The sequence below is a fragment of the Hymenobacter telluris genome (assembly GCF_017313265.1).
GTDB lineage: Bacteria > Bacteroidota > Bacteroidia > Cytophagales > Hymenobacteraceae > Hymenobacter > Hymenobacter telluris.
The window spans coordinates 1-20431 of record NZ_JAFLQZ010000023.1 but is presented as its reverse complement, the minus strand read 5'-3'; the positions used below and the strand labels follow the sequence as shown (position 1 = coordinate 20431).

Sequence of the window (20431 nt, the reverse complement as noted above, 5' to 3'; positions counted from 1 at the left end):
CCTTCTAAATAGTGCTTACTCGTCCTACTTTCTTTTCTCCTTTGCAGCCATTGTAAAATAATTTAAGTGCAATTAATATGAATATAGATCTACTAGCTGAAACTACAAATTTGTTGATTTCATACGACCGGTTGAATCAGTGGTTATACCTGGATTGGTGCGGCGACCTTACCCTACGCTCGGTACAACAGGGTTGCTTGCTAGTGGCTGAGTGCTTCTTAGCCCAAAATTGCACCCGCATCCTCAACGACAATACCAACGTTACCAGTATCACCCCCGACGTAGGCATCTGGTTGGCTACCGAATATTTGCCGCACATTGAGGCGGCAGGTGTTGAGTACATGGCGTGGGTGCATTCCTCCAACATTGATACGCAGGCCTGCACCGATGTTGCCCTATATGATCTGATGACGCCAGTGGTGGCACTATTCAACGACTTGGCCTCGGCCTATAGCTGGCTGCGCGCCGTTAAGTTCAAGGCTCCCGTTTTTGCTGTACCCTCCACAAAGAACTCGGTTTATCAAGACCTCTTTAGTTACAGCCTAGCACCTAGCCCAGTGTACCTGCGCTGAACAGTAAGTGGTAGGTAGTGTCAATACAAAAAAAGCGCCTGGCTCCAATCGGAGTCAGGCGCTTTGTGGTAGAAGGCTGCGCGGTTAAGCTGCGGCCGACTGCCCGTTCTCACGGTCGTCGATGGCTTTTTTCAGCTTGGCAATAGCTTGCGTAGCACGCTCATCGTCCAAGCGGTTGATGTTGAGCAACATCTTGGTCTTCTCCTGGCGCGTGATAACCGGATGGTTGAGCAAGCGAATGATTTCCTCTTTCTGAGCAGCCGAAGCATAGGTTACAACGGCAGGGGCCTCAACTGCCGGCTCGGCGGCTACTGCCTTCATGGGCGCAGCAACTTCAGCGGCAGGAGTAGGAGCTGCGGCAGTTGGTACCACCGTCATGGCAGGTTGAGTGGTAGCAGGCATGTTGCCGCCGTACTCCATTTCCTCGGCAGGAGTAGGCTCATAACCAGCCGCCCGAATAATCCAGGCCAGGATGTTACGATACGCCTTACCGATGGCGCGGGTCTGCGCCATGCTCATGATGGCAAACTCTTGGTAGAACTTCTTGCCTTGCTCTTTGCTGGAGCAAATGGCAAAGCCCGCGCCTACCGTGTGGCCAGAACGCATGTCGAACAGCGTCACCTTAGCCTGATACTTCAGTTCTTGGTCGTTTGATACGTTGATGACGTGGTCGACGATGGGCACAATGCCTAGGCGCGAGCCAGCGTACTGCCAGCCTTCCACGTTCACAAACTCTTTGCCTTGCACCGTGGTGGTCAGCTTGTTTTCCTTGATGAACTTGGCCAGATCAGTAGCCAAGTGCAGTGTCTCGTCGGAGCGCGAGATGTCGTAGCTCTCCACTTTGGTCTTGCGTACCGGCTCTTTGGTGGTCTTGGTTGCTTCGCTCATGGCGTCTGTTCTTTAATGTCCTGTAATACCGTGTTTGTGTTCTGATATGTAAACCACCGCCAGTTGGAAAAGGTGCAAAAATGAATATATTTTTTGTCGAATTTTATGCCTGTATATCAAGTGTTTACAAGCGTGATTGAAATATTTTTTAGTCAACTAATTTTTTTAGCTATCTGCTGCTTGGTTACGGGCTGAATCAGGCGCCAATCCGGAGCTATTGCTTACCCGCGGCGCATAAGAAAACCCGCTCCTTCGTTTCCGGAAAACGAGGGAGCGGGTTGCACAGCATGGTCCGGGGCGGACGGACGCATGACCTGGGTCGTAAAAGCAAAAGGCATCCGAGAACGAGCCTCGGATGCCTTCTTATACGTTTTAGCTAGACGGCAGGTTCCCTATACGGTGCCGCCTTCCCAAATCAGCCCGTCTTTCATCGTAATCTTGCGGTCCGCCATTTCAGCCAATTGGTCGTTGTGCGTCACAATTACAAAGGTCTGGCCTAGCTCCTTGCGCAGCAGGAAAAAAATTTGGTGCAGCTCCTGCGCGTTCTGCGAGTCGAGGTTGCCGCTGGGCTCGTCGGCGAAGATGATTTCCGGCGAGTTGATGAGGGCGCGGGCCACGGCCGTACGCTGTTGCTCCCCGCCGCTCATTTCGCTGGGTTTGTGGTCGGCGCGGCGCTCCAGGTTCAGCATGCCCAGCAATTCGCGGGCCCGTACGCGGGTTTCGGTTTCCGAGCGGCCCGCTAGGTACGCCGGCAAGCACACGTTTTCGAGGGCCGTAAACTCGGGCAGTAGGTTATGAAACTGGAAAATAAAGCCGATGTGCCGGTTGCGGAACCGCGCCAGTTCTGAGCGTTTCAGCGTGCTCACCGATTCGCCATCGAAAAGCACTTCCCCGGAGTCCGGGTTGTCGAGGGTACCCAGGATGTGGAGCAGCGTGCTTTTGCCCGCGCCCGAAGAGCCCACAATCGATACGATTTCCGATTTTTCAATCGTCAGGTCAATGCCCTTGAGGACTTCCAGCGTGTTGTATTTCTTACGAACGTTGATGGCTTGCAGCAAAACGGAACCAGGTAAAATGAGCCGACGATAGAGGTAACAAAGCTACGGTTTGCCCCGCAGATTATGCGGTACGGGGCGCAACCGCAACGGCCAGCTGGTAGCAGCAGCCGGCCTGGCAAGTATACGTACGGTTAGCGTTGGTTTTCTGCTACCTAAAGGTTTCGTTTCTTAGCAGAACCATGCCCACTATGCCTGTTTCCGGCCGCCGCCCACTCTGGCCGCCGCTTTTGCTGTTGCCGGTGTTGCTGCTGCTCGGTTGGTGGCAGTGGGGCCGGATGCCGCCATTGCCTCCAACTGCCGCGCCCAGCCCCCACGGGGCCACCACACCCGCAACATTGCCCGACAAGCGCCTGCGGGGCGTAAACTGGGTGGCCGCCGACTCTGCTTCCAGTGCCAACATAGAGCCCCTGGTGCGCGCTGGCGTAACCTGGATTGCCCAAACCCCTTTTGGCTGGCAAGCGGGAGCCGCCATACCGGAAGTGCGCCTGCATACGGGCGCGGGCAACCGGGGCTACTGGGGCGAGAGTGACCGAGGGCTGCTTGCCACCACGCAACTGGCCCGGCGGCGCGGCATCCGTACGATGCTCAAGCCCCACATCTGGGTACGGGGCGGTAGTGGCGCCTGGCCCGGCGACATCAACATGACCACCGATGCCGATTGGCAGGCCTGGTTTGCCAGTTACTCGGTGTTTCTGCTGCACTACGCCCAGCTAGCCGAAACCAGCAAGATGGATGCCCTCTGCATTGGTACGGAGTTGCAGCACGCCAGCGCCGGCCACGAAACCGAATGGCGCACATTGATTAAGCAAGTGCGCGAAGTGTACCACGGCCCCCTGACCTACGCAGCCAACTGGAGCGGGGAGTTCGAGGAAATTCGCTTCTGGGATGCGCTGGACTACATTGGTATCCAGGCGTATTTCCCGCTCAGTACCACCGTGCATCCTGCCAAAGAAACCCTGCTAGCTGCTTGGAAACAGCCTTTGCGGCGCATTGAAGCGGTGCAGAAGCGCTACAAAAAACCGGTGCTCTTCACCGAAATCGGCTACAAAACCACCCCTGATGCCGCCATTCAACCTTGGGCCTGGCCCGACCGCATGGCCGTAGTTACTGAAACCGACCAGCAAACCCAGCGCCTCTGCTACGAAGCCATGTTCGAGACGTTCTGGCGGCGGCCCTGGTTTCAAGGCACCTTCATCTGGAAATGGTACCCCGGCCTGCAAGCCGATGGGTCGGCCCGTCGCCATCTGGACTTTACGCCCCAGCACAAACCCGCCGAGCAGGTAATGGCCCACTGGTACGGCCGGTGATAGGCTGATTATTGATGTGCTGATTGTTGATTGATAGTTGTCATGGCAGCGCAGCAACTCAGCAATTAGTTTATCATCAATCCACACATCAGTAGTCAGCACATCAACAATCCCCCCGTTTCTGCCTACTTTCGTGCACTTATCGAACCACTCCATAACTGACCTCCATGAACATTCACGAGTATCAGGGCAAAGACATTCTGAAGCGCTACGGTGTACGCGTGCAGGAAGGCATCGTGGCCGACACCGCCGACCAGGCCGTGGAAGCTGCCAAAAAGCTGAACGCTGAAACCGGCACCAGCTGGTACGTAATCAAAGCCCAGATTCATGCTGGCGGACGCGGCAAAGGGGGCGGCGTAAAGCTGGCCAAAAACCTGGACCAAGTGAAAGAAATTTCCGACCAGATTATTGGCATGCAGCTCGTAACCAAGCAAACCGGTGCCGAGGGCCGCAAAGTGCATAAAGTGCTGGTGGCGCAGGATGTGTACTACCCCGGCGAGTCGGAAACCAAGGAGTACTACATGAGCGTGCTGCTGGACCGTGGCACCGGCAAAAACGTTATCATCTACACCACTGAAGGTGGTATGGACATCGAGGAGGTAGCCGAGGCGCACCCCGAGAAAATCCACCGCGAGCATGTAGACCCCCGCGTGGGTCTGCGTCCGTTCCAGGCGGCTAAAATTGCCTTCAACCTCGGCCTGACCGGCCCGGCTCAGAAGGAGATGGTAAAGTTCGTGACGGCTCTCTACAAAGCCTACGACGACACCGATTCGGCGATGTTCGAAATCAACCCGGTGCTGAAAACTTCGGACAATAAAATCCTAGCCGTTGACGCCAAGGTGACTCTGGACGAAAACGCCCTCTACCGTCACCCCGATTTTGCCGCCCTGCGCGACACCAACGAGGAAGACCCCTTGGAAGTGGAAGCTTCAGCCTCGAACCTGAACTATGTAAAGCTCGACGGTAACGTAGGCTGCATGGTGAACGGTGCCGGCCTGGCTATGGCTACCATGGACATCATCAAGCTGAGCGGCGGTGAGCCGGCCAACTTCCTCGACGTAGGGGGTGGAGCCAATGCCCAAACCGTAGAAGCCGGTTTCCGCATCATCCTGAAAGACCCGAACGTAAAGGCCATCCTCATCAACATCTTCGGTGGCATCGTGCGTTGCGACCGGGTGGCCAATGGCGTGGTAGAAGCCTACAAGAACATCGGCGACATCAAAGTGCCTATCATCGTGCGTCTGCAAGGTACCAACGCCGAAGAAGGTGCCCGCATCATCGACGAGTCGGGCCTGAAGGTGTACTCGGCTGTATTGCTGAAAGACGCCGCTGAGCGCGTGAAGGAAGTACTAGCGACGCAGGGCGTCAATTAAAAAAGTAAGAGTTAAAAATTAAAAATGGCCGTTCGACATCTCTATTAGGAGGTGTCAGACGGCCATTTTTAATTTTTAACTCTTACTTTTTAATTCCCTTTCTCGGCAACGCCGGCATTTTCTTCGGCGGCTACCGGAATAGCCTCGCCCTGCACGCGCAGCTCCACTTCCATGTTGCCGCGAGTACCCACCGAATAGGGGCAGATTTTATGGGCCTGACGCACCATTTCTACGGTTTTGTCACGGCCGAATTTCTTGAGGTCCACGTCGAGTACAGCACTCAAGCCATAGCCTTCCCCTTCCTGAAACAACGACACCGAACAAGCTACCGTGGTATCGGCGTCGAGCTTGTCGCCGGCGCGCTGTGCTATTACCAGCAGCGCCTGTTGAAAGCAGGATGCGTAGCCAGCGGCGAATAGCTCTTCGGGATTGGTGGCGCCTTTCTTGCCGCCCAAGCCTTCCGGCACCGACATATCCAAATCGATGATACCAGTGGCGGAGCGAACGTGGCCGCTACGGCCACCAACAGCTGAGGCATCAGCCGTATAGAGGGTTTTCTTTTCAGTGGTTGCCATAATAGAAGTAGGTTGATCGGGTTCTAAGAATAGCTAACTGAATTAACGTCTGGAAGGTTATGGTGCGCAGCTACAGCATTTTAGATAAAATGCTGTCTTGGGTTTGGCTACACCGCTATTTCTGGCTAGTTTTGCCCCTCCTAACCGGGTCACGTCGTACAACGGATAGTATAAGAGTTTCCGAAGCTCTTGATCTAGGTTCGATTCCTAGCGTGACCACTAAAAACCCCCTCAGTATCAAACTGAGGGGGTTTTTATTTTTTATGTGGCAGATTGTGTGTCACAATTAGCCGTTACGGCCTATTTCGCGGCTTCTGTTCGGCCTCTACTGGCCGCTTGTGCCGTTCTTTTTTTCGCTGTTTTTCTTCCTGCAGGATCTGCCGGCATTGCAACTGGTACTTGCGGTGGCTCTCCCTTTGCAGGCCGCGGGTGTCGCGGCGGTTCTGGCGCCGGTAGTAGCGCCGCACCCGGTTGTACTTGCGCTCCACCCGGCGGGCGTTACGATAGTCGTAGCGCGGTGGGCTCACCTCCGCCCGCAGCATCGAGGGAGTGGTAGGCACTGTCAAATCAACGGTGTCGAGGCTAGTGCTCAGCGTGAGCAGGTGCTCCCACTTATCGTGGCCAGGCGTCACCCTTTCTATCGAAAGGGTAGGAGGGGCCTGCGCTAGTAGCTGGGTCTGGAGGAAGAAAGCAGACGCCAGGCAGGCACCTACTAAATACAGTTTCATACGAAGGACAATGAGGTGAACAGTGAGTTGAAGAACTCAAAGCTCACCTCACGACCGAGGGCCGAAAAGGACACAAAACAGCCGGCGGCTGCGTAGTTACTGACGAGGCGTTATTAATCTCGTTTTAATTTCCGTATTTATCGCTCCGCGTAGCACCGTATGTATAGGATGATAAAAAATCTCTATACGTCGCTATTCTTTACGCTAGGCTACGACGAACTTTTTCAATGGCTGCAAGCCGAGTGGCAGGGCACCCACAACGCCGCTTCTTCTTTGGAGAGCTGTGCCATCCTCCTGCGCCATGCGCAACAGCTAGATTGCAGTCGCTTGCTCTGTGACAGCAGTATGGCCTACGATGGCTGGGACGAACTCGAGCAGTGGGTGAGTACGGATTACTTACCGCAACTTGCCCAGGCGGGTATTACACACGTTGCTTGGGTGGTAGCTCGGGATTGGTCCGCTAGTCGTACCCTGCTTGACATCATCCAGCACGCTACGGTCCCGTACATTTCCGTGTTTACGGAGGGGCTGGATGCCTACGACTGGCTGGCCCGCCAACCGATTAGGCGGTAACTCCTACCTTGCCTCTTCTGCCACCACGGGCTTGACCAAGTACTTGTGCAAGGTGCCGACCGCTACCCCCGTAGCCGCGCTAATCTTGCGCACACTCAGCCCATCTTGCTGCAGGGCCCGAATTTCCTCCACCACGGCCGGCGCCAGCGCCCGGCGGCCGTGCACGTATGCTTCGCCCTTCAACGCGGCCTGGGCCTTCTTGCGGTGTAGCCCCTGCTTCACGTTCTCACTAAGCCGCTCACTGTAGTAGCCGGCGGCCCAGCTGAGCACGGCCTTCATGAAGTCCTTCATCGGGCCGGCCGTGTTGAGCATGGGCTCCGAGTAGCTCCAGAAGCTCACGCCGCACTGCTCCAAAACAGACGTGTGCTCAAACACCTTCTCAATCCCCTCGCGGCTGAAGCGGCTCAAGTCCCACACCCGCACCATGTCGAAGCGACGCTTGCCGGCATCGGAGAGCAGTTGCTGGAAGGCTTTGCGGCTGGACTTACGGCCTGAATCCTCGTCGACGTATTCTTTATACACCACGTCGCCAGCACGCTCAGCCTCCCGGCGCAGTACCTGCAACTGATTTTCCGGGTCCTGATCCTTGTCGGCCGTTGATACGCGGGCGTAAAGTGCTACTCGCATAATGACAATGTAGTAGTAAAAGTGAGGCTATGTTCTATAACAGCAGTATCCAGCACTATTGTTACCACCATGATAAGTCGATACTATCCTGTAGTTATCATCAAATAATCTCTATATCTTTCTATTCAATAGAAAGATACTACTTGCTTCATTCCCTTTCCTTATCTGTACCACTATGCGTAATTTTTACTGGGCAAGTTTGCTGCTGCTGCCCCTACCCGTATTCAGCCAGACGCAGCCGGAAAAAGGATATTTTGTCGGTCTTGAGGTAGGCCACAGTGGTGCGTACCGCTCGGACTTTGGGTGGGCTGGACAGGGTTTTGCGCCAATTATAACAGCAGGTAAGCTTCTCAAGCCGGGCCTAACGCTGCAACTGGGGTTGAGTGCTTCCCAAAGCCGCTTTGAGCACCGGGAACGCTGGGTGATTCGAGCGAATTATCCCCAGCCGTTTCCTATTAATGTGTATTCTCAAACCCGCCAACGTACCCTATTGCTACCTATTCTTCTGCGTATTGATCTGGGTAAACCCGCTCAACGGCGACTTCAGCTACAGGCGATAGCAGGAGCTACGGTAATGGCTTACATGCACTATGACAAGCAGACCCAGGCGGACAGCACGAACGCCGTATTTTTTACCAATACGAACCGGTCCACCAGCTTTGATCTAGGACTAACTGGCGGCGGCGGTTTACTCTATAAGGCGAGTCCGCACATGGACCTGACCGCAACTGCTTTGTTGAATCTTCCGCTACGCCCGTTAGCCTATATCATCTATGGCAGTGCAGGCGTAACGAGCACGGTATCCATTGGTACGCGCTACTATCTGAAAGCGCGCCCTTAATCCTGACCATAATGTGCTTTTCAGTATCCAAGCTGCTAGCAAGAAAATGTAGAGCCTGTTCGAAATAGAGTTCTTTTTCGAACACGTGTAGCACCCACGAAAATGCCCCCGAAAACGCGGTTTTTCGGGGGCATTTTTTGACAGGTAATTCGAACACCCTTTTTAGCCGGAAATACCGTTCTGGTTGTTCACCTTTTTAAAGGTGCCGTAGTCCTGGTCGAAGTCGTGCAGCTGGTTGACCACTTTGAACTCGCGGACCCAGGTGCTCATCTCCTCCCGAGTTTGGCGCTGCTCGGCAATCAACTGCTGCAACAGCGTGGCTACTTCGCCGGAGCCGGACACTTCGTCCACCGGGGCTAGGCTGCCGCCGTCGCTGGTGGCGCCGCCCTGAGCATAGCCGCGCAGCCGCTTCTCCTCCAACCACGACTCCACCTGCACCACCTTCGGGTCGGTGCGCATCCACTCGGGAATTACGTACTCGTTCTCGTGCACCAGGCCCGCGACGGCAAAGCCATCCTGATCAAGCAGCTTGCCGTTGGGCGCTACCTGCAACCGGTTCAAGTCCAGGGTGCCGTTGCCGGCACTGGTACTGCCCCCTTCCCGGAAGCCCGCCACCTTGGCCGTGGCCACGCCCGCCCGCACCACCGACAGAGCATTGGTGGCCAGCAGGTAGATGCCGTTGAACGGCGGCGGGAAGGCGGCCGCGTTTTTCGAGTTGCTTGATAGCTCCGATACCAGGTTCAGCCCAATCTCGGCGATGGCCGTCGCTTTCTGCGCCGCCACGAAGGCTTTGTAGAGCCCCGATTTTTTGCCGAACAACTCCCCCACAAAAGCCAGCTCCTCATTACCCAGGGCCTTTTTTACCGCGCCCAGCGCCCGCTCGTATTTGGTGAGGTCCTCCTCGAGCTTCTTTTTCTTCGTAATGTGGTCGGCCTCGGCGGCTAGCTTATCGGCCACGGCCTTCTTATATTCTGCGGACTCGGCACCCTTCTGCTCTTTGAGCAACGCCAGCTCCCGGTCGGCCGCCGCTTTTTTCACGGCGTAAATGGCATCCTCGTACGTTTGCTCGTTGAGCACGCCGTTGGCCAGCTTCACTTCCAATTCGGCCAGGGCGATTTCCTCGTCGGCCTGGTTTTGGGCCCGCTTGGCCTCGAGCTTTTCCTGCCGGGCCTTTTTGTCTTCAGCCTCGAACTTGGTTTGCAGCTCGCGCAGGGCCAGGCCCCGCGCTTCCACGATGGCTTTTACCTGCTCGGTGTAGTCAATTTCCTTGCCGGTGAGTTTTTCCACCTGGGCATCGGCATCGTCGAAGAGCTTCTGGCGCTGCTGGGCGCGCAGGGCTTCCTCATCGGAGAGGGCCCGCTGGCCCAGCTGGTTGCGCAACGCGTCCTGCGCCACCAGCAAGCCGCCTTCCTCTTTGTAGCGCAGTTTGATGGCATCCAGATGTTCCTGGTCGGCTTTGTCGCGGGCCGCTTTGGCTTTGGCCCGCGCAGTTTCCGCATCCTTGGCCGCCTTTTCCCGGTCCTTTTCGGTGGTCCCATCCCCGCCCGCGGCCCGTTTTGGCGCCTCCGGATCGTCGGCCTTCGCGGGGGTGCTGGCGGCCGGCGCCGGCTTCTTGGCCATGGCCTGAGCAAAAGCATCCGCATACGCATCCCCGGCCTTTTTACCGATGCCCTTGAACTCATCGGCCGCGCCACCGAAGTCCCGGTTCTTAATTCGTTGCCAGGCCCGGCCGATGGTGCCGAAGCTGCTCTCGGCCGCGGCCGAGAAGCCGGCGAAGTACGCGGGCCCGTTCATGAGTAGCTCATAGAGCCCGCGCAGGGGCGCAGCCATGACGGTTAGCGCAGCACGGGCCGTTTCCGAGCCCTTCGCCCATTCTACCAACGACTTGGCACCCTCGGCCAGCGCGCCCCAGAGCAGGCGCGTGGGCGTGAACAGCGCCCGGATCACGTTGCCCAGCGCTTGGCCCACACTCACGGCCGAGGTGCCCCCCTGCGAGAAGATGCCCACGGCCTGACCCAGCTCCATAAACGAGTTCCAGATATCCTGGATGGGCTGGAAGAGCTCCTTAAAGGTGACAATCAGCGAAGTGAGCAGCGTGTAGAGCAGCGCCAGGCCGTTGTTGCCCAGCATTTCCAGACTGGTGCCGGTGCCTTCGAACTCCTTGGCCAGGTCGTTCTGGGTGGCGGCCAGCGCCTTGTTGGAATCGAGCAGGGCCTGCTGGCGCTGCACGTACGGGTTGGTCTTGTCGATCAGCGAGTCGATACCCCCGCCCACGTTGCGCAGCGACTGCAAATACTCCAGCCCGGCGTCCTCGCCCGGCCCGCCGAACACGTCGGCAATGACGGTTTGCAGCTGAGCGGCCGGAATCTGGGTGTCGTTCATCTGCTGCGAAATGCGCTGCAGCGCCTGCACCGACGTGAGGCTGCCGTTGTTGACGCCGTCCAGGATTTCCTTGGTAAACTCCGGGCCAAACGCAGCGTACAGCGCGTCCTTGGTGGCGCTGGTTTGCTCCCGGATCCGGAGGCCGAACTCCTTGACCACGTCGACACCCTTGTCGGAAAACACGCCATCCGTCTGCGACTGGCTCAGCACGCCGATGAACTCGGAGGCCGAGAGACCCGCCTGCTTGAACTGGGCCGGGTACTCCTTCACCTGGTCGAGAAACTCGCCGTTGACATCGGCGCCGGCCACGAAGCCTTTCTCCAGTAAGGTGAGGGCCTCCTGCTGGGAAATGCCCATCTGCTTGGCCAGCGCGTTGCTGGCCACCAGCACCTCGTCGTATTCCTTGCCGAAGGTCTTGGCCAGGCCCGCCACGCCGGTGGTGAGCTGGTCGAGCTCCTCCCCAGTGGCGCCGGTTAGGCCGTTGATGGAGCTGCGCAGCTTCTCGAACTCCTGCACGGTCTGCACAACTTCGGCCCCCATTTCCTTTACAACGTCCACAGCCGCTTCCAGGCCTACACCCACGCCGGCAAAGGCCAGCGCATCTTTCATGGTCAGACCTTTTTCGGTGGTTTCGCCCATTTCCTTCTTCACGCCGTCAATGCGCTCCTGCAGGGCCTGGTAGTCGGCCAGCATCTTCTTGCGCCCCGGATCGTCGGCCGACAACGCGTGCAACTGCTGCTCGAGCAAGTCGGCCGAAGCCTTCATGTCGTTGAAGGAGGCCGTCACTTTTTGTCCGTTCAGAATGACTTCCTGGTTTTGCTGCGCTAGCTGGGCCTGCTCCCGCGCCAGCTCCTCGGTGGACTTGACGTAGGTGCGCTGGGCCAGGGCGGCTTCCTGGATCCGTTCGCGTAATTGCGCGTGGTCGTTGATGAGTTGCGCCCGGCGCGGATCATCCTGGGCCATCTTATCCAGCTGGCTCTTCATGATGGCGGCGCCGGCCCCCATTTCCTTGATGCTGGCGTTGGCCTGCTGCGCATCGAGCAGGATCTTGACTTTCCGTTCTTCGCTATTTTCGGCCATAACGGCTTCGCTTAAAAGATAATGGTGACGTCCTGCGCAGGCAGGGCATCGGAAACACTGGAGATAAGAACGGTGCCGTGCAGCTCGCTCATGAGTTCAGCCAGGCGCTTGGTCTGGTAAGCCATTTCGCGGCTGTACCACTTGCGGGCCTTGCGCTCTTTGCGCCGCAGGCGGCCGCGGCTGGTGCGAATCCGGTCGTAGCCGTCATCGCCGCGGCGCACGCCCTGGCCCATGCCGCGGCCCACGCCCATGTCGATGAACTTGCCATACAGCGCGTAGCTGAGCTGCAACTGCAGGCGCCCCTCGGCCGAGCCGATGACCTGTTTTTTAAAGCTGGCCATCAAGGTGCCGGTGTCCTGGATGCGCAGCTTGCGCATGTTCTCGACGAAGCTTTCAATGGTGAAGTCCAGCCACTTGTTGGCGAGGTCTAGTTCCTGGCTCATAGACGAATGGGGCGATAGGTGAAGCGGGCCGTTTCCAGCCGCTTGGTGGTGCTCACGCTCAGCGAGACTTTTTCCCAGAGGTACTTGCGCGGGCCGACCAGCTCCTTGCGGGCCGGATCCAGGCTCAGCAAGTCGCCCACCCGGAAGGGCACCAGGCGCTCTTCGCGGCCGGCCCGGTCCAGGAACGAAAGCCAGGCCTGGTGGCCCTGCGCGTAGAGCCCGTTGGCCCCGGCCCACTGCAAGGCCAGCGCACTGCCGGCCTCGCGGCCGTTGGTGAGTTGCGCGTTCCCCCGGTCAAAGAGCAGGCGCAGCCCGCACTGCGACGCGGCGTTGAGATTCTGGGTCACTCCTGCCCCTTTCCCTTCAAGGGCTGGCAGTAGCTGGCCGTTCTCTTCCACGCAGTGCAGCGTGCCCGCTTCGGCCTTCAGCGGCGTTTTGCCGGCCCCTACTACCAGCTTAGTCCAGCTGGTATCGAGCGTTTTACTCAACTCGTCGCCGGCCTCCAGCCCTAATTCCAGCGTGTAGCCTTCGGCCAGCGGCGGGGTGGCACGGGTCAGCTGCCCTGGGTCGCGGACCAGGTATTCGGGGTTGGTGGCCACGTCGCGCAGACGCGTGATGCGGATTTCGCGCCGGGTAGGATGGAAGTCGTAGCCCAGCCCGAAGAGCTTCTGCAACTCCACCAGGAGCTGGCCCGGACTCAGCTCCTGGGGCACGTGCCACTCGAGCAGAAACTGCGTGGCCACCAGCTGCACGTAGTCGTCGGCAATGCGGTCGGAATACAGCACCAACTGCGTGATCAGTGGATCGGTGAGCCACTCCCCGCTGAGCGTATAGCCCACCTGGGCGAAGACGCGCCGCAGCAGCGGGACCAACCGAGGCTGGGGCGCCACAAACTCCGGATAGGCCCCGTTCGCGTAATAGTTCAGGTAGCCGGTCCAGACCATCGGTTGGTCGCCGAAAAACCCGCGGTTGCGAATCGTACCCAGCGCGTAGTCGGGCTCGTTCGGGCTCAACACCAGGGGCCGCACGCCGCCCAGGTTCATCGTGCCCAGCTTCAGCCCTTCGATCAGGGTTTGCAAATCGCCCGCGGCGGCCACGAACTGGTACTGCAGCATGCGCTTGTCGGGCTGGTAGTCCTGGTAGACCAGGCTGCCCAGCCGCCAGAGCAGCCCGTCCAGGTAGAACTCCACCGGCACGGCCGGGACCAGCTCGCCCTGGGCGGCCACTACGTGCGGGAAGTTCAAGTCGCGCAGGTTTTTCGGGCTCATGGGCAGCCCGAAGGGGTAGGTGCTCACGCCCGGCACGGCATCGAAGCGGAAGTAGGGGTTGCTGATTTCGATGCCGATGGTGCCGGGCAGCAGGTCCAGCCAGCCCGCTTGGGTTTTTAGCGCAATCATGGCAGCAGCCGATCTTGGCGCGTGACGGCCGCAGCCCCCAGGCGCGGGGTGTAGTGCTGCTCCCGCGGCAGTTGAAAGTCGATTTCCAGCGTCTGGTGCCACTCGCCTTCTTTGAGAATCGTGCTGGTTTTGGCCTTGACCACGCCCGGTAGCCAGCGCGGTCCGCTCAAGAGCAGCACCCGCCGGCTCAGCAGCAGTTCCTGCAGCCAGGCCAGCCACTCGCGTGAGTCGGCGCGCAGGCCGCTGGCCAGCTTGAGCACCGGGCGCAGCGTGCGCTCCAAGACCAACTGGTCGCCCAGCAGCGCGTCGTAGCGCGGGCCGGGGCTGCGCTCCAGCTCCTCGCCCGTGACTTCGGCGTCGAGTTGCGCCTCACCCCACACGCAAATCGTATCCATGCCCCCGAGCGAGTTAGCAAACAGCAAGTAGCGGCGCTGGGGCTTGGGCTCCCGGTCGAGCACGTAGGTGCGCGTTTCGGAGTACACGCCCTCGTAGTCGTCGCCCACCCACACGCTCCAGCGCACGACGTGGCGACCGGCCTCGTCCTGCAGGCCCAACTGCTGAAAGCCCACCGGGCAGCAGTACGCCTCGTAGCGCCGCACGTCGGGCGTGAGCGGCCCGAGCGGCAACAGCCGGCTACTGCCGTCGCTGAAGAACACGCGGCAGCGCAGGGCGATGTCGGTGCGGCCCACCTGGTTGGAATGGTAGTAGAGAAACTCGGGCTGGTCGGCAAAGACCACTTTGTTGTGGGGCTGCCAGGTCAGAAACGGCTTGATCGTAGGCCGGTAGACGTCCAGGTAGGTGCGCGTTTCCGCCTCGTAGCGGCTGAGCCCGCCCCGGAGCAGGTAGTGCTGGGTGAGCGTGGTGGCCGGCGCCGGTACCGGTGGCTCGCCGTACACCTCGGCGTGCTGCAAGTAAAAGCGCCGGAACAGCGGGCCGGCCACACTCAGGGCGGTTTGCCCCACGGCCGGCACGTGGTAGTCGAGGAACACGTCGAGCAGTTCCTGCACGTCAAACGTGGTGCGGCCGTCGCGGTCGGCCGGCTGTTCGAGGCGCACGCCCACTTGCACGAAGTCCCCACTCAGGTACTCGGGTTCGATGAACACGTCGCAGAGAAACGTCAGACCCGGCTTGGTGCTGGGGTCGGCGCGGTAGGCGGCGCCGGCATCGAGGGCGAGCAGGATCGGGTTGCGCGAGAAGAAGAACGTAAACTCGTCGAGCGACACCTCGATGGTTTCGGCCGCGCAGTTGGCCGCGTCGGTGACTACGCAGTAGTAGGTGCCGGAGGAGAGCCCGGTGCGCGTGGCGGTGGTGGCGCCATCGTCCCAGAGGTAGGTGTAGGGCGCCGTGCCACCCGTCACGTCCAGCGTGACGTCGCGGTCCACTTTGCGCACGAGTACGTTCAGACGCGGGTTTTCCAGCACGCGGTGCTGCACCATTACCTGTGCGCCGCTGGGGATATCGGTGATGGTGCAGGCATAGATGCCGACCCCCAGTCCGGTGCGGTTCTGGGTGGTCACGCCGTCGTTCCACGCGTAGGTGAACGGGCCGGCCAGGCCGCCCGGCGTCACGTTCAGGGTGGCGTTGCGAGCCCCGAAGCAGTTGAAGCCACCCGGTGTGAAGTCGGCGGTGAGCGTCACCGGGTCCTCAAACACGCCCCCGGCGCCGTCGTGAAAGAAGCCCGTGCGGGTAGGGCCCTGCACGTACACAAAGAACTCCTCATCAGAGGAGCGGCTGTAGTCCTGCGGCCCTGGGTCGAAGCTGCCCTCGCCGCGGTACCAGTCGTAGTAGTTGGCGCCGGGATTAGATCCGAAGTCGGTGAAGACCACCTGACGAGTCAGCGAGTTAAACTCCCAACGTTCAGCGTGGTAGATGTCGCCGTAAATGCGCGAGTCGTTAGGATCTTGGTAGGAACTGAAATAGCGCCAAGTGGTCAGAAGCGGATACAGCATCGATTAAGGCAGAAAAGCGTCGGGGTGGTAGCGCAAGGCGCCACTGGCCGGGGTGGTAAAATCGAAATCGAAGCGGGTGCCGAACCAGGTGCTGTTAGCCAGTGGGCCGATGCTCTCGGCCCCGAGGCTGCCGGCCAGCACGCGCACCTTCACCTGGGTAGCCAGCTGGTGCTCCAGCGCGCCGAAGAGTTCCTCGCCGGTTTGCTCGGTGGCATCCAGCGCCGCTTCGACAGCGTTGTGGTCGGTGGCCGAGGGCACCTGGGTGAGCACCATGTAGGCGGCGTGGCGCAGGCGGGTGCGGTTGTCACCTAGGTTGTCCTGGTAGTCGGTCACGCAGGACTCGACCACGAGCACCTGCTGGCCGGGGCCGGCCTTGAGCGTGCGGCCGATGATGGTAGTCAACTCGTGCATATCTACCTGGCGCTGGAACGGGTCCTGCGACACCAGGATCCGGGCGAAGCGCGGGGCGGCGGGGGTGTGCTGAATCTGTTTGTGGCGGGTAGCCAGCTCTCGGAGCAGGCCCACGTATTGGGAATGGCGAAGCATCATTTTTTGAGGGAGGTATAGTGGCGGGCGCGGTCCTGCATTTCGGCCAGCAGGGTGCGCGTGTGTTGGCGGGCGGTTTGCTCCAGGGGGCCGAAAGCGCCGCCGGAGAGCTTGCGTAGCACCTGTCCCCAGTCGCCGGGCTTGCCCTGCCGGACCTCGTCGGGCCCGTCGAACACTTCCGGGAATTCCAGCTCGAGCTGGGTGCGGCAGCCGCGGTACCAAGTGGTGATGGCCAGTTTCTGGGCGTCGGGCAGGTGAGCCAGGCGCTGGGCCAGGTACTCGGTGCGGTGCTCGTTGAACTCCTCGCGCCGGTCGCCGCGCCAGCGTGGGTCGCCGGGGCCCAGGCCCGGCACGGCCGGCCGGTAGAGCGTGGCCAGGAACAAGTCCAAGGCTTCAGCCGAGCGGTGGGTGGCCCAGGCCCGGAAGTAGGTGTCGGCAAAAATAAACTCGCCGAAGAGCAGGTTGCGAAAGCTGGAACGCGGCCCGACAAAGCGCGTGCGGCCCACCTTCACCTCGGGCAGCAGCTGCTCGGTGAGCCGGTGCTCCTCGCTGGCCACAAAATCGGTAAGCGGGTAGAGCTGCACCACCACGATTTCGGGCAGGGTCAGTAGCTCAGCAAGGGGCGCACCGCTGAGCACGCTCAGCAGCCGCAACCGCGCCGGCAGTTTGGTTTCCGGGCCGTAGAGCACGCCCATCACGCCCAGCAGCTGGGCGCGGGTCAGCTCGTTCCACGTCGAGGGCACGCGGTAGCGCGTGCGGCCGATTTGCAGATCTTCCATGCGGCAAAACTGCCGCAAGCTGCCTCGGTGAAAAAGGACATGAAATGACCACTACCAATTAATATATTAATTTAAATATATTACAGTGCCTTGCGCATGTTGGAAGGTTCTATTGCTGATGAAATTCCTACGTAGTTAGCATTGCATTTATGCCTGTTTCTCGCTCGCTTAGCTATTATTACCTTGTCCTGTTGCCTTTTGTGGGGGCCCTGTTGGGCTTCACAGTGGCCCCCGTCCGCTCTACTGTCTACGTTCCGCTCTGGGGGCTCAATGTGCTCCTGATGGCTGGGGCTGCGTGGTCGCTGGGGGTGCACAGGTTTGGCCGAGGAACGGACTTGCAACGGGCAACGGGGGTGGCAGCCGTACTCTTGGCCGCCCCATGGCTGCTACTCTCGCTCCTATTTGGTATGGGTCCTCCCCCGTCCACAGCCGCCGGGTACGCGGCCGCCGCCGTCGAGCAGCAACTTCGGTACGCCCTGCTAATAGTGAGTGGCCTGCTGCTGCTCGGGGGCTTTGCCCTACTGCGCGAGCAACTAAAAGCGAGCAAAGAAAATTTGTACTCGCTGTTAGGCCAGACAATGCTCTCCGTGGCCCTCCCCTTGTTCATCCTCAACATGCTCTACTGGCACAGCTATCTGGTAGAAGCCTTCCAAGGATTCGGCCCCACCGACAGCCGGCCGGCGTGGTACGGGCCCCTACGCAGCCTCTTCAGGGCCATCAGCGCGGTCGAAGTGGCCTTACTTTACCTGGCCACAGTAGCCTTTGCCATTTCCTTGCGGGTGGTGGGATGGCTTTCTCCCGCCTCTAGCTGGTTGTACGGTTTCTTTGGCCTACTAGGCACGGTGCTGGCCGTACTGCCAGCGTCGATGCCAGAGCCTATAGTCACCGCCAGTTTTGTGGTGTCTGTACCCGCCATTCCATTAATAATGCCGTATCTAATCGGAATTCAACTGCTGCGCCATCTAGGAAACGACAAGTAATGTCTGTAGCCTACTTTTCCCGCCAGCGTCAGCAGGAAAAGGCCGATACAGTAGAACGTCTGCCGGATCAAGTAATCGGGATGGCTATTCCAATTCTGTTATCCGCTGCTCCAGGCCCGCCACCACCTGTACCAGCTGCTGCTCCAGGTTGCTGAGCGGAGTCAGCGGAAATAGGTCGTAGGCAGCTAGAATTTCCAGGCTTTCGCTGGTGCCGACGTAGACCGGGGCCGCTTTGGGCTGGCGCGCCGGAGCGGCTGGCTTCTGCTCTTCCTCATCTCCATGGCCAGTCAGGTACGACTCCTCGGCTTCCCGAGGCATGGGCTTTGGCTTGGTAAAGCCGATTGGATTATTGTTCTTCGCCATAGCAGCAGCGGCGCAAGCCGGGGAAATTGCTGCGAACACTACTGGCTCCTAGAAGCCCTTTCGTATACGGGTCATGCTCCCGCTCTACTCCCCGGCCGTATGTCACGGCCCAGAGCTTCCAGGTAATGGTATTCCAGTAATGTTCGCAGGGCGAAGGTAACAAAGCAAAACGCCCCGGCCAGCAGGCCAGGGCGTAATTATTTCCAGGGTTTAAGCCAGCACAGCAGGCCCATGACGCTCAGCAGCACGGCCACCAGCGTGAGTTGCGCACTGGTGATACCGTGCTGCACGGTAGTAGTTGTATCGGTATCCGTATTACCTACATTCTTGAGCTTGACCTTCCCTACAGGGGCGCCGACGTTGCCAAGCAGCTTCACCTGCGACTCGCGCTAGGCCGCAACCTGTTTCACGCTAGCCTGCGCGGGCGGCGGCACTAAGTAGGCCGGCAGTTGCGCCACCCGCTCCAGCGAGTCCAGGTTCGGTGGACGCAGCAGCGGCGGCACGGGCCGGCTGGTGGCGCAGCCAGCCAAGGCGAGTAGCAGCGCGCCATAGAGCCGCCTCATGCTTTCCCACCCGGAATACCCAGGGCTTTAGCGGCCACCAAAAAGCGGTTCAGGCGGTCGGCGTAGCCGTTGGTGCCGCCGTTGATGCGCTTGGTGATGGTGTCGAAGAAGTTGGCGTCGGCCATGTCGTTGAGGCTACGGCTGTTCCAGTACCAGCCGGCCGATAGCGCCGCGTACAGGGGCTGCTCGAGCAGCAGCGGCTCGGCCACGAAGTCCACCTGGAAGGCGCGGCTCAAAGCGTAGTAGTTGGCCCGGCCGGTGATCTGAATCAGGCCCCGGCCCCGGAAGCGCACCCCGTCGCCCTTCTGGATATTGCCCAGGTCTTTGCGGCCCTCGTAGGCGGCACCGCTGGCATATTCGCGCACGGCATCCAACCCGCAGGACTCGTGGCCAATCTGGGCCAGAAAGTGCGCCACCCGGAGCGGGGTGTTGATCTGGTAGCGCTCCAACGTGGCGTTGATCGGCTTCAAAAACTTGTCGGCCTCGGCCGAGGTGGTGCCCACCAGGGCGGCCACCAATTGTGGTTTGGTTAACTGCATAATTAATTGAGTATGACACCCTCAGCGGGTGTCGGTGAGGAAATTTCTACAATGCCAGGGCTCACCACTTCCGGCTCGGGAGTAGGCGCGGGCTTCAGCTCACGTAGGGCAGCCTCGGGGTCTTCGCTGAAGAGGGCCAGGCGCTTGAGCAGCACCTTGGGCACCAGCTCCGGCGCCACGCTGGCTAGATTTTCCAGCACGCTCAGGGCCTCACGGGCCATCATGGCGCAGTAGATGAAGGTGTCGAACCACTGAAACATCACGTTCACCTCGCCCTTAATCGTGAAGCTGGTCATCACATGGGCCAGAATCAGCAGCAGCAGGTAGACCAGACACTTGATGAAAATGCGGCTGAAGGCGCGGCTGCTCACCTGCCGCTTCTGCCAACTGCGCAGCACGCCGGTGATGGTATCAACCAGAATCAGGGTGAAGAGAAAGCCGGCAAACTGCCAGTCGGCAAACAGGTACTGGCGCACCAGCAAGGCCCAGGGCGAAGCCCCCAGGGCTGTGTTGAGCACGAACACGGTGCGCGGCTCAGTTACCAGCAGCACCAGAGGTTGTAGCAAGGCACGCATCAGAGGAAGCGGTAGACGCGGGATTCCGCTGTGTTGAGGGGCACCACCGGCGTGCTGGGCGCCCGGTAGGGGCCAGTAGTGAAGTAGGTGGCGTAGCGGGTCGCGGAGGCCGTGCGGTTGAGGAACAGGCGCATTTTTTCCAGCAGGATATCGGCCGTGCGTTGCGAGTCGAAGGCGCGGGCCTGCAGCAGCTGGTCGAGCCCGGCATCGGCCTCCTTGCTGTTGTCGGCGTCGACGCGGCTAATCATGAGCTCGATGCCGTCGCCAGTCAGGCGCAGGCCCAACTCGGGCAC

The 20431-nt window shown here is 59.7% G+C and carries 23 protein-coding genes and 1 tRNA gene; 7 read left to right on the top strand and 17 right to left on the bottom strand.

The features are described from left to right. Positions 1-203 precede the first annotated feature (203 nt). Positions 204-572 (top strand): hypothetical protein, encoded by a 369-nt coding sequence (locus J0X19_RS22510; protein ID WP_206986673.1) that lies wholly within the window; start codon positions 204-206, stop codon positions 570-572. 84 nt (positions 573-656) lie between these two features. On the opposite strand, the gene J0X19_RS22505 is transcribed toward J0X19_RS22510, so the two are convergent. Next, positions 657-1460 carry a hypothetical protein gene (locus J0X19_RS22505; protein WP_206986672.1) on the bottom strand — a complete coding sequence of 268 codons (804 nt, stop codon included), beginning with the start codon at positions 1458-1460 and terminating at the stop codon, positions 657-659. Positions 1461-1852: 392 nt separating this feature from the next. Beyond that, positions 1853-2518, bottom strand: a complete 666-nt coding sequence (locus tag J0X19_RS22500; RefSeq protein ID WP_022823855.1) for an ABC transporter ATP-binding protein — start codon at positions 2516-2518, stop codon at positions 1853-1855. A 188-nt stretch (positions 2519-2706) separates the two neighbouring features. Here J0X19_RS22500 and J0X19_RS22495 point away from each other — a divergent pair, with 188 nt between their 5' ends. Continuing rightward, positions 2707-3825, top strand: coding sequence for a glycoside hydrolase family 113 (locus tag J0X19_RS22495; RefSeq protein ID WP_206986671.1), 1119 nt, complete (start codon positions 2707-2709; stop codon positions 3823-3825). Between the two features lie 167 nt (positions 3826-3992). Further along, entirely contained in the window at positions 3993-5198 is a 1206-nt protein-coding gene (sucC, locus tag J0X19_RS22490; protein ID WP_206986670.1) for an ADP-forming succinate--CoA ligase subunit beta, read from the top strand. 89 nt (positions 5199-5287) lie between these two features. On the opposite strand, the gene J0X19_RS22485 is transcribed toward sucC, so the two are convergent. Further along, positions 5288-5773 carry an Ohr family peroxiredoxin gene (locus J0X19_RS22485; RefSeq protein WP_206986669.1) on the bottom strand — a complete coding sequence of 162 codons (486 nt, stop codon included), beginning with the start codon at positions 5771-5773 and terminating at the stop codon, positions 5288-5290. A gap of 147 nt (positions 5774-5920) precedes the next feature. Here J0X19_RS22485 and J0X19_RS22480 point away from each other — a divergent pair. Continuing rightward, positions 5921-5992 (top strand) — tRNA-Arg (locus tag J0X19_RS22480). A 74-nt stretch (positions 5993-6066) separates the two neighbouring features. Here the strand turns inward: J0X19_RS22480 and J0X19_RS22475 are convergent. Next, positions 6067-6501, bottom strand: coding sequence for a hypothetical protein (locus J0X19_RS22475; RefSeq protein WP_206986668.1), 435 nt, complete (start codon positions 6499-6501; stop codon positions 6067-6069). Between the two features lie 168 nt (positions 6502-6669). On the opposite strand from J0X19_RS22475, the gene J0X19_RS22470 reads away from it, so the two are divergent. Beyond that, positions 6670-7074, top strand: a complete 405-nt coding sequence (locus J0X19_RS22470) for a hypothetical protein (protein ID WP_206986667.1) — start codon at positions 6670-6672, stop codon at positions 7072-7074. A gap of 3 nt (positions 7075-7077) precedes the next feature. On the opposite strand, the gene J0X19_RS22465 is transcribed toward J0X19_RS22470, so the two are convergent. Then, the gene (locus tag J0X19_RS22465; protein WP_206986666.1) at positions 7078-7701 is read right to left on the bottom strand and encodes a recombinase family protein; all 624 of its coding nucleotides are present in this window, start codon (positions 7699-7701) and stop codon (positions 7078-7080) included. Between the two features lie 175 nt (positions 7702-7876). On the opposite strand from J0X19_RS22465, the gene J0X19_RS22460 reads away from it, so the two are divergent. Next, positions 7877-8542 (top strand): outer membrane beta-barrel protein, encoded by a 666-nt coding sequence (locus tag J0X19_RS22460; RefSeq protein WP_206986665.1) that lies wholly within the window; start codon positions 7877-7879, stop codon positions 8540-8542. A gap of 162 nt (positions 8543-8704) precedes the next feature. Here J0X19_RS22460 and J0X19_RS22455 read toward each other — a convergent pair whose 3' ends face one another. From J0X19_RS22455 to J0X19_RS22430, 6 genes are read right to left on the bottom strand one after another with little or no spacing between them, the layout of a single operon-like run. Continuing rightward, positions 8705-12004: a phage tail tape measure protein gene (locus J0X19_RS22455; RefSeq protein WP_206986664.1), complete on the bottom strand. Its 3300-nt coding sequence runs from the start codon at positions 12002-12004 to the stop codon at positions 8705-8707. A gap of 11 nt (positions 12005-12015) precedes the next feature. Continuing rightward, on the bottom strand, positions 12016-12447 hold the full coding sequence (locus J0X19_RS22450) for a hypothetical protein (protein ID WP_206986663.1): 432 nt from the start codon (positions 12445-12447) through the stop codon (positions 12016-12018). Further along, complete coding sequence (locus J0X19_RS22445; RefSeq protein WP_206986662.1) at positions 12444-13844, bottom strand: hypothetical protein; 1401 nt, start codon at positions 13842-13844, stop codon at positions 12444-12446. The genes J0X19_RS22450 and J0X19_RS22445 overlap by 4 nt, the downstream gene beginning before the upstream one ends. Beyond that, positions 13841-15793 (bottom strand): SprB repeat-containing protein, encoded by a 1953-nt coding sequence (locus J0X19_RS22440; protein ID WP_206986661.1) that lies wholly within the window; start codon positions 15791-15793, stop codon positions 13841-13843. Before J0X19_RS22440 ends, J0X19_RS22445 begins: the two co-directional genes overlap by 4 nt. A 3-nt stretch (positions 15794-15796) precedes the next feature. Next, complete coding sequence (locus J0X19_RS22435) at positions 15797-16342, bottom strand: hypothetical protein (RefSeq protein ID WP_206986660.1); 546 nt, start codon at positions 16340-16342, stop codon at positions 15797-15799. Beyond that, positions 16339-17118, bottom strand: a complete 780-nt coding sequence (locus tag J0X19_RS22430; protein WP_206986659.1) for a hypothetical protein — start codon at positions 17116-17118, stop codon at positions 16339-16341. Before J0X19_RS22430 ends, J0X19_RS22435 begins: the two co-directional genes overlap by 4 nt. A gap of 149 nt (positions 17119-17267) precedes the next feature. Between J0X19_RS22430 and J0X19_RS22425 the strand changes: the two genes are divergently transcribed. After that, on the top strand, positions 17268-18098 hold the full coding sequence (locus J0X19_RS22425; RefSeq protein WP_206986658.1) for a hypothetical protein: 831 nt from the start codon (positions 17268-17270) through the stop codon (positions 18096-18098). An 84-nt stretch (positions 18099-18182) separates the two neighbouring features. On the opposite strand, the gene J0X19_RS22420 is transcribed toward J0X19_RS22425, so the two are convergent. From J0X19_RS22420 to J0X19_RS22395, 6 genes are all read right to left on the bottom strand, one after another. Continuing rightward, the gene (locus J0X19_RS22420; protein ID WP_206986657.1) at positions 18183-18461 is read right to left on the bottom strand and encodes a hypothetical protein; all 279 of its coding nucleotides are present in this window, start codon (positions 18459-18461) and stop codon (positions 18183-18185) included. 197 nt (positions 18462-18658) lie between these two features. After that, complete coding sequence (locus tag J0X19_RS22415; RefSeq protein ID WP_206986656.1) at positions 18659-18838, bottom strand: hypothetical protein; 180 nt, start codon at positions 18836-18838, stop codon at positions 18659-18661. A gap of 12 nt (positions 18839-18850) precedes the next feature. Beyond that, positions 18851-19024 carry a hypothetical protein gene (locus J0X19_RS22410; protein ID WP_206986655.1) on the bottom strand — a complete coding sequence of 58 codons (174 nt, stop codon included), beginning with the start codon at positions 19022-19024 and terminating at the stop codon, positions 18851-18853. After that, positions 19021-19563 carry a glycoside hydrolase family 19 protein gene (locus J0X19_RS22405; RefSeq protein WP_206986654.1) on the bottom strand — a complete coding sequence of 181 codons (543 nt, stop codon included), beginning with the start codon at positions 19561-19563 and terminating at the stop codon, positions 19021-19023. The genes J0X19_RS22410 and J0X19_RS22405 overlap by 4 nt, the downstream gene beginning before the upstream one ends. A 2-nt stretch (positions 19564-19565) precedes the next feature. Beyond that, positions 19566-20138 (bottom strand): bacteriophage holin, encoded by a 573-nt coding sequence (locus J0X19_RS22400; RefSeq protein WP_206986653.1) that lies wholly within the window; start codon positions 20136-20138, stop codon positions 19566-19568. Next, on the bottom strand, positions 20138-20431 hold a 294-nt coding region (locus tag J0X19_RS22395), incomplete at its 5' end, for a hypothetical protein (RefSeq protein ID WP_206986652.1). The genes J0X19_RS22400 and J0X19_RS22395, both read right to left, overlap by 1 nt.

Bases quoted from the DNA above. Each gene is read 5' to 3' on its own strand.
- J0X19_RS22405 (WP_206986654.1), bottom strand. From the start codon at position 19,563: ATGCAGTTAACCAAACCACAATTGGTGGCCGCCCTGGTGGGCACCACC.
- J0X19_RS22465 (WP_206986666.1), bottom strand. From the start codon at position 7,701: ATGCGAGTAGCACTTTACGCCCGCGTATCAACGGCCGACAAGGATCAG.
- J0X19_RS22460 (WP_206986665.1), top strand. From the start codon at position 7,877: ATGCGTAATTTTTACTGGGCAAGTTTGCTGCTGCTGCCCCTACCCGTA.
- J0X19_RS22495 (WP_206986671.1), top strand. From the start codon at position 2,707: ATGCCTGTTTCCGGCCGCCGCCCACTCTGGCCGCCGCTTTTGCTGTTG.
- J0X19_RS22400 (WP_206986653.1), bottom strand. From the start codon at position 20,138: ATGCGTGCCTTGCTACAACCTCTGGTGCTGCTGGTAACTGAGCCGCGC.
- J0X19_RS22410 (WP_206986655.1), bottom strand. From the start codon at position 19,024: ATGAGGCGGCTCTATGGCGCGCTGCTACTCGCCTTGGCTGGCTGCGCC.
- J0X19_RS22470 (WP_206986667.1), top strand. From the start codon at position 6,670: ATGATAAAAAATCTCTATACGTCGCTATTCTTTACGCTAGGCTACGAC.
- sucC (WP_206986670.1), top strand. From the start codon at position 3,993: ATGAACATTCACGAGTATCAGGGCAAAGACATTCTGAAGCGCTACGGT.
- J0X19_RS22485 (WP_206986669.1), bottom strand. From the start codon at position 5,773: ATGGCAACCACTGAAAAGAAAACCCTCTATACGGCTGATGCCTCAGCT.
- J0X19_RS22445 (WP_206986662.1), bottom strand. From the start codon at position 13,844: ATGATTGCGCTAAAAACCCAAGCGGGCTGGCTGGACCTGCTGCCCGGC.
- J0X19_RS22455 (WP_206986664.1), bottom strand. From the start codon at position 12,004: ATGGCCGAAAATAGCGAAGAACGGAAAGTCAAGATCCTGCTCGATGCG.
- J0X19_RS22440 (WP_206986661.1), bottom strand. From the start codon at position 15,793: ATGCTGTATCCGCTTCTGACCACTTGGCGCTATTTCAGTTCCTACCAA.
- J0X19_RS22475 (WP_206986668.1), bottom strand. From the start codon at position 6,501: ATGAAACTGTATTTAGTAGGTGCCTGCCTGGCGTCTGCTTTCTTCCTC.
- J0X19_RS22420 (WP_206986657.1), bottom strand. From the start codon at position 18,461: ATGGCGAAGAACAATAATCCAATCGGCTTTACCAAGCCAAAGCCCATG.
- J0X19_RS22430 (WP_206986659.1), bottom strand. From the start codon at position 17,118: ATGGAAGATCTGCAAATCGGCCGCACGCGCTACCGCGTGCCCTCGACG.
- J0X19_RS22450 (WP_206986663.1), bottom strand. From the start codon at position 12,447: ATGAGCCAGGAACTAGACCTCGCCAACAAGTGGCTGGACTTCACCATT.
- J0X19_RS22435 (WP_206986660.1), bottom strand. From the start codon at position 16,342: ATGATGCTTCGCCATTCCCAATACGTGGGCCTGCTCCGAGAGCTGGCT.
- J0X19_RS22425 (WP_206986658.1), top strand. From the start codon at position 17,268: ATGCCTGTTTCTCGCTCGCTTAGCTATTATTACCTTGTCCTGTTGCCT.
- J0X19_RS22505 (WP_206986672.1), bottom strand. From the start codon at position 1,460: ATGAGCGAAGCAACCAAGACCACCAAAGAGCCGGTACGCAAGACCAAA.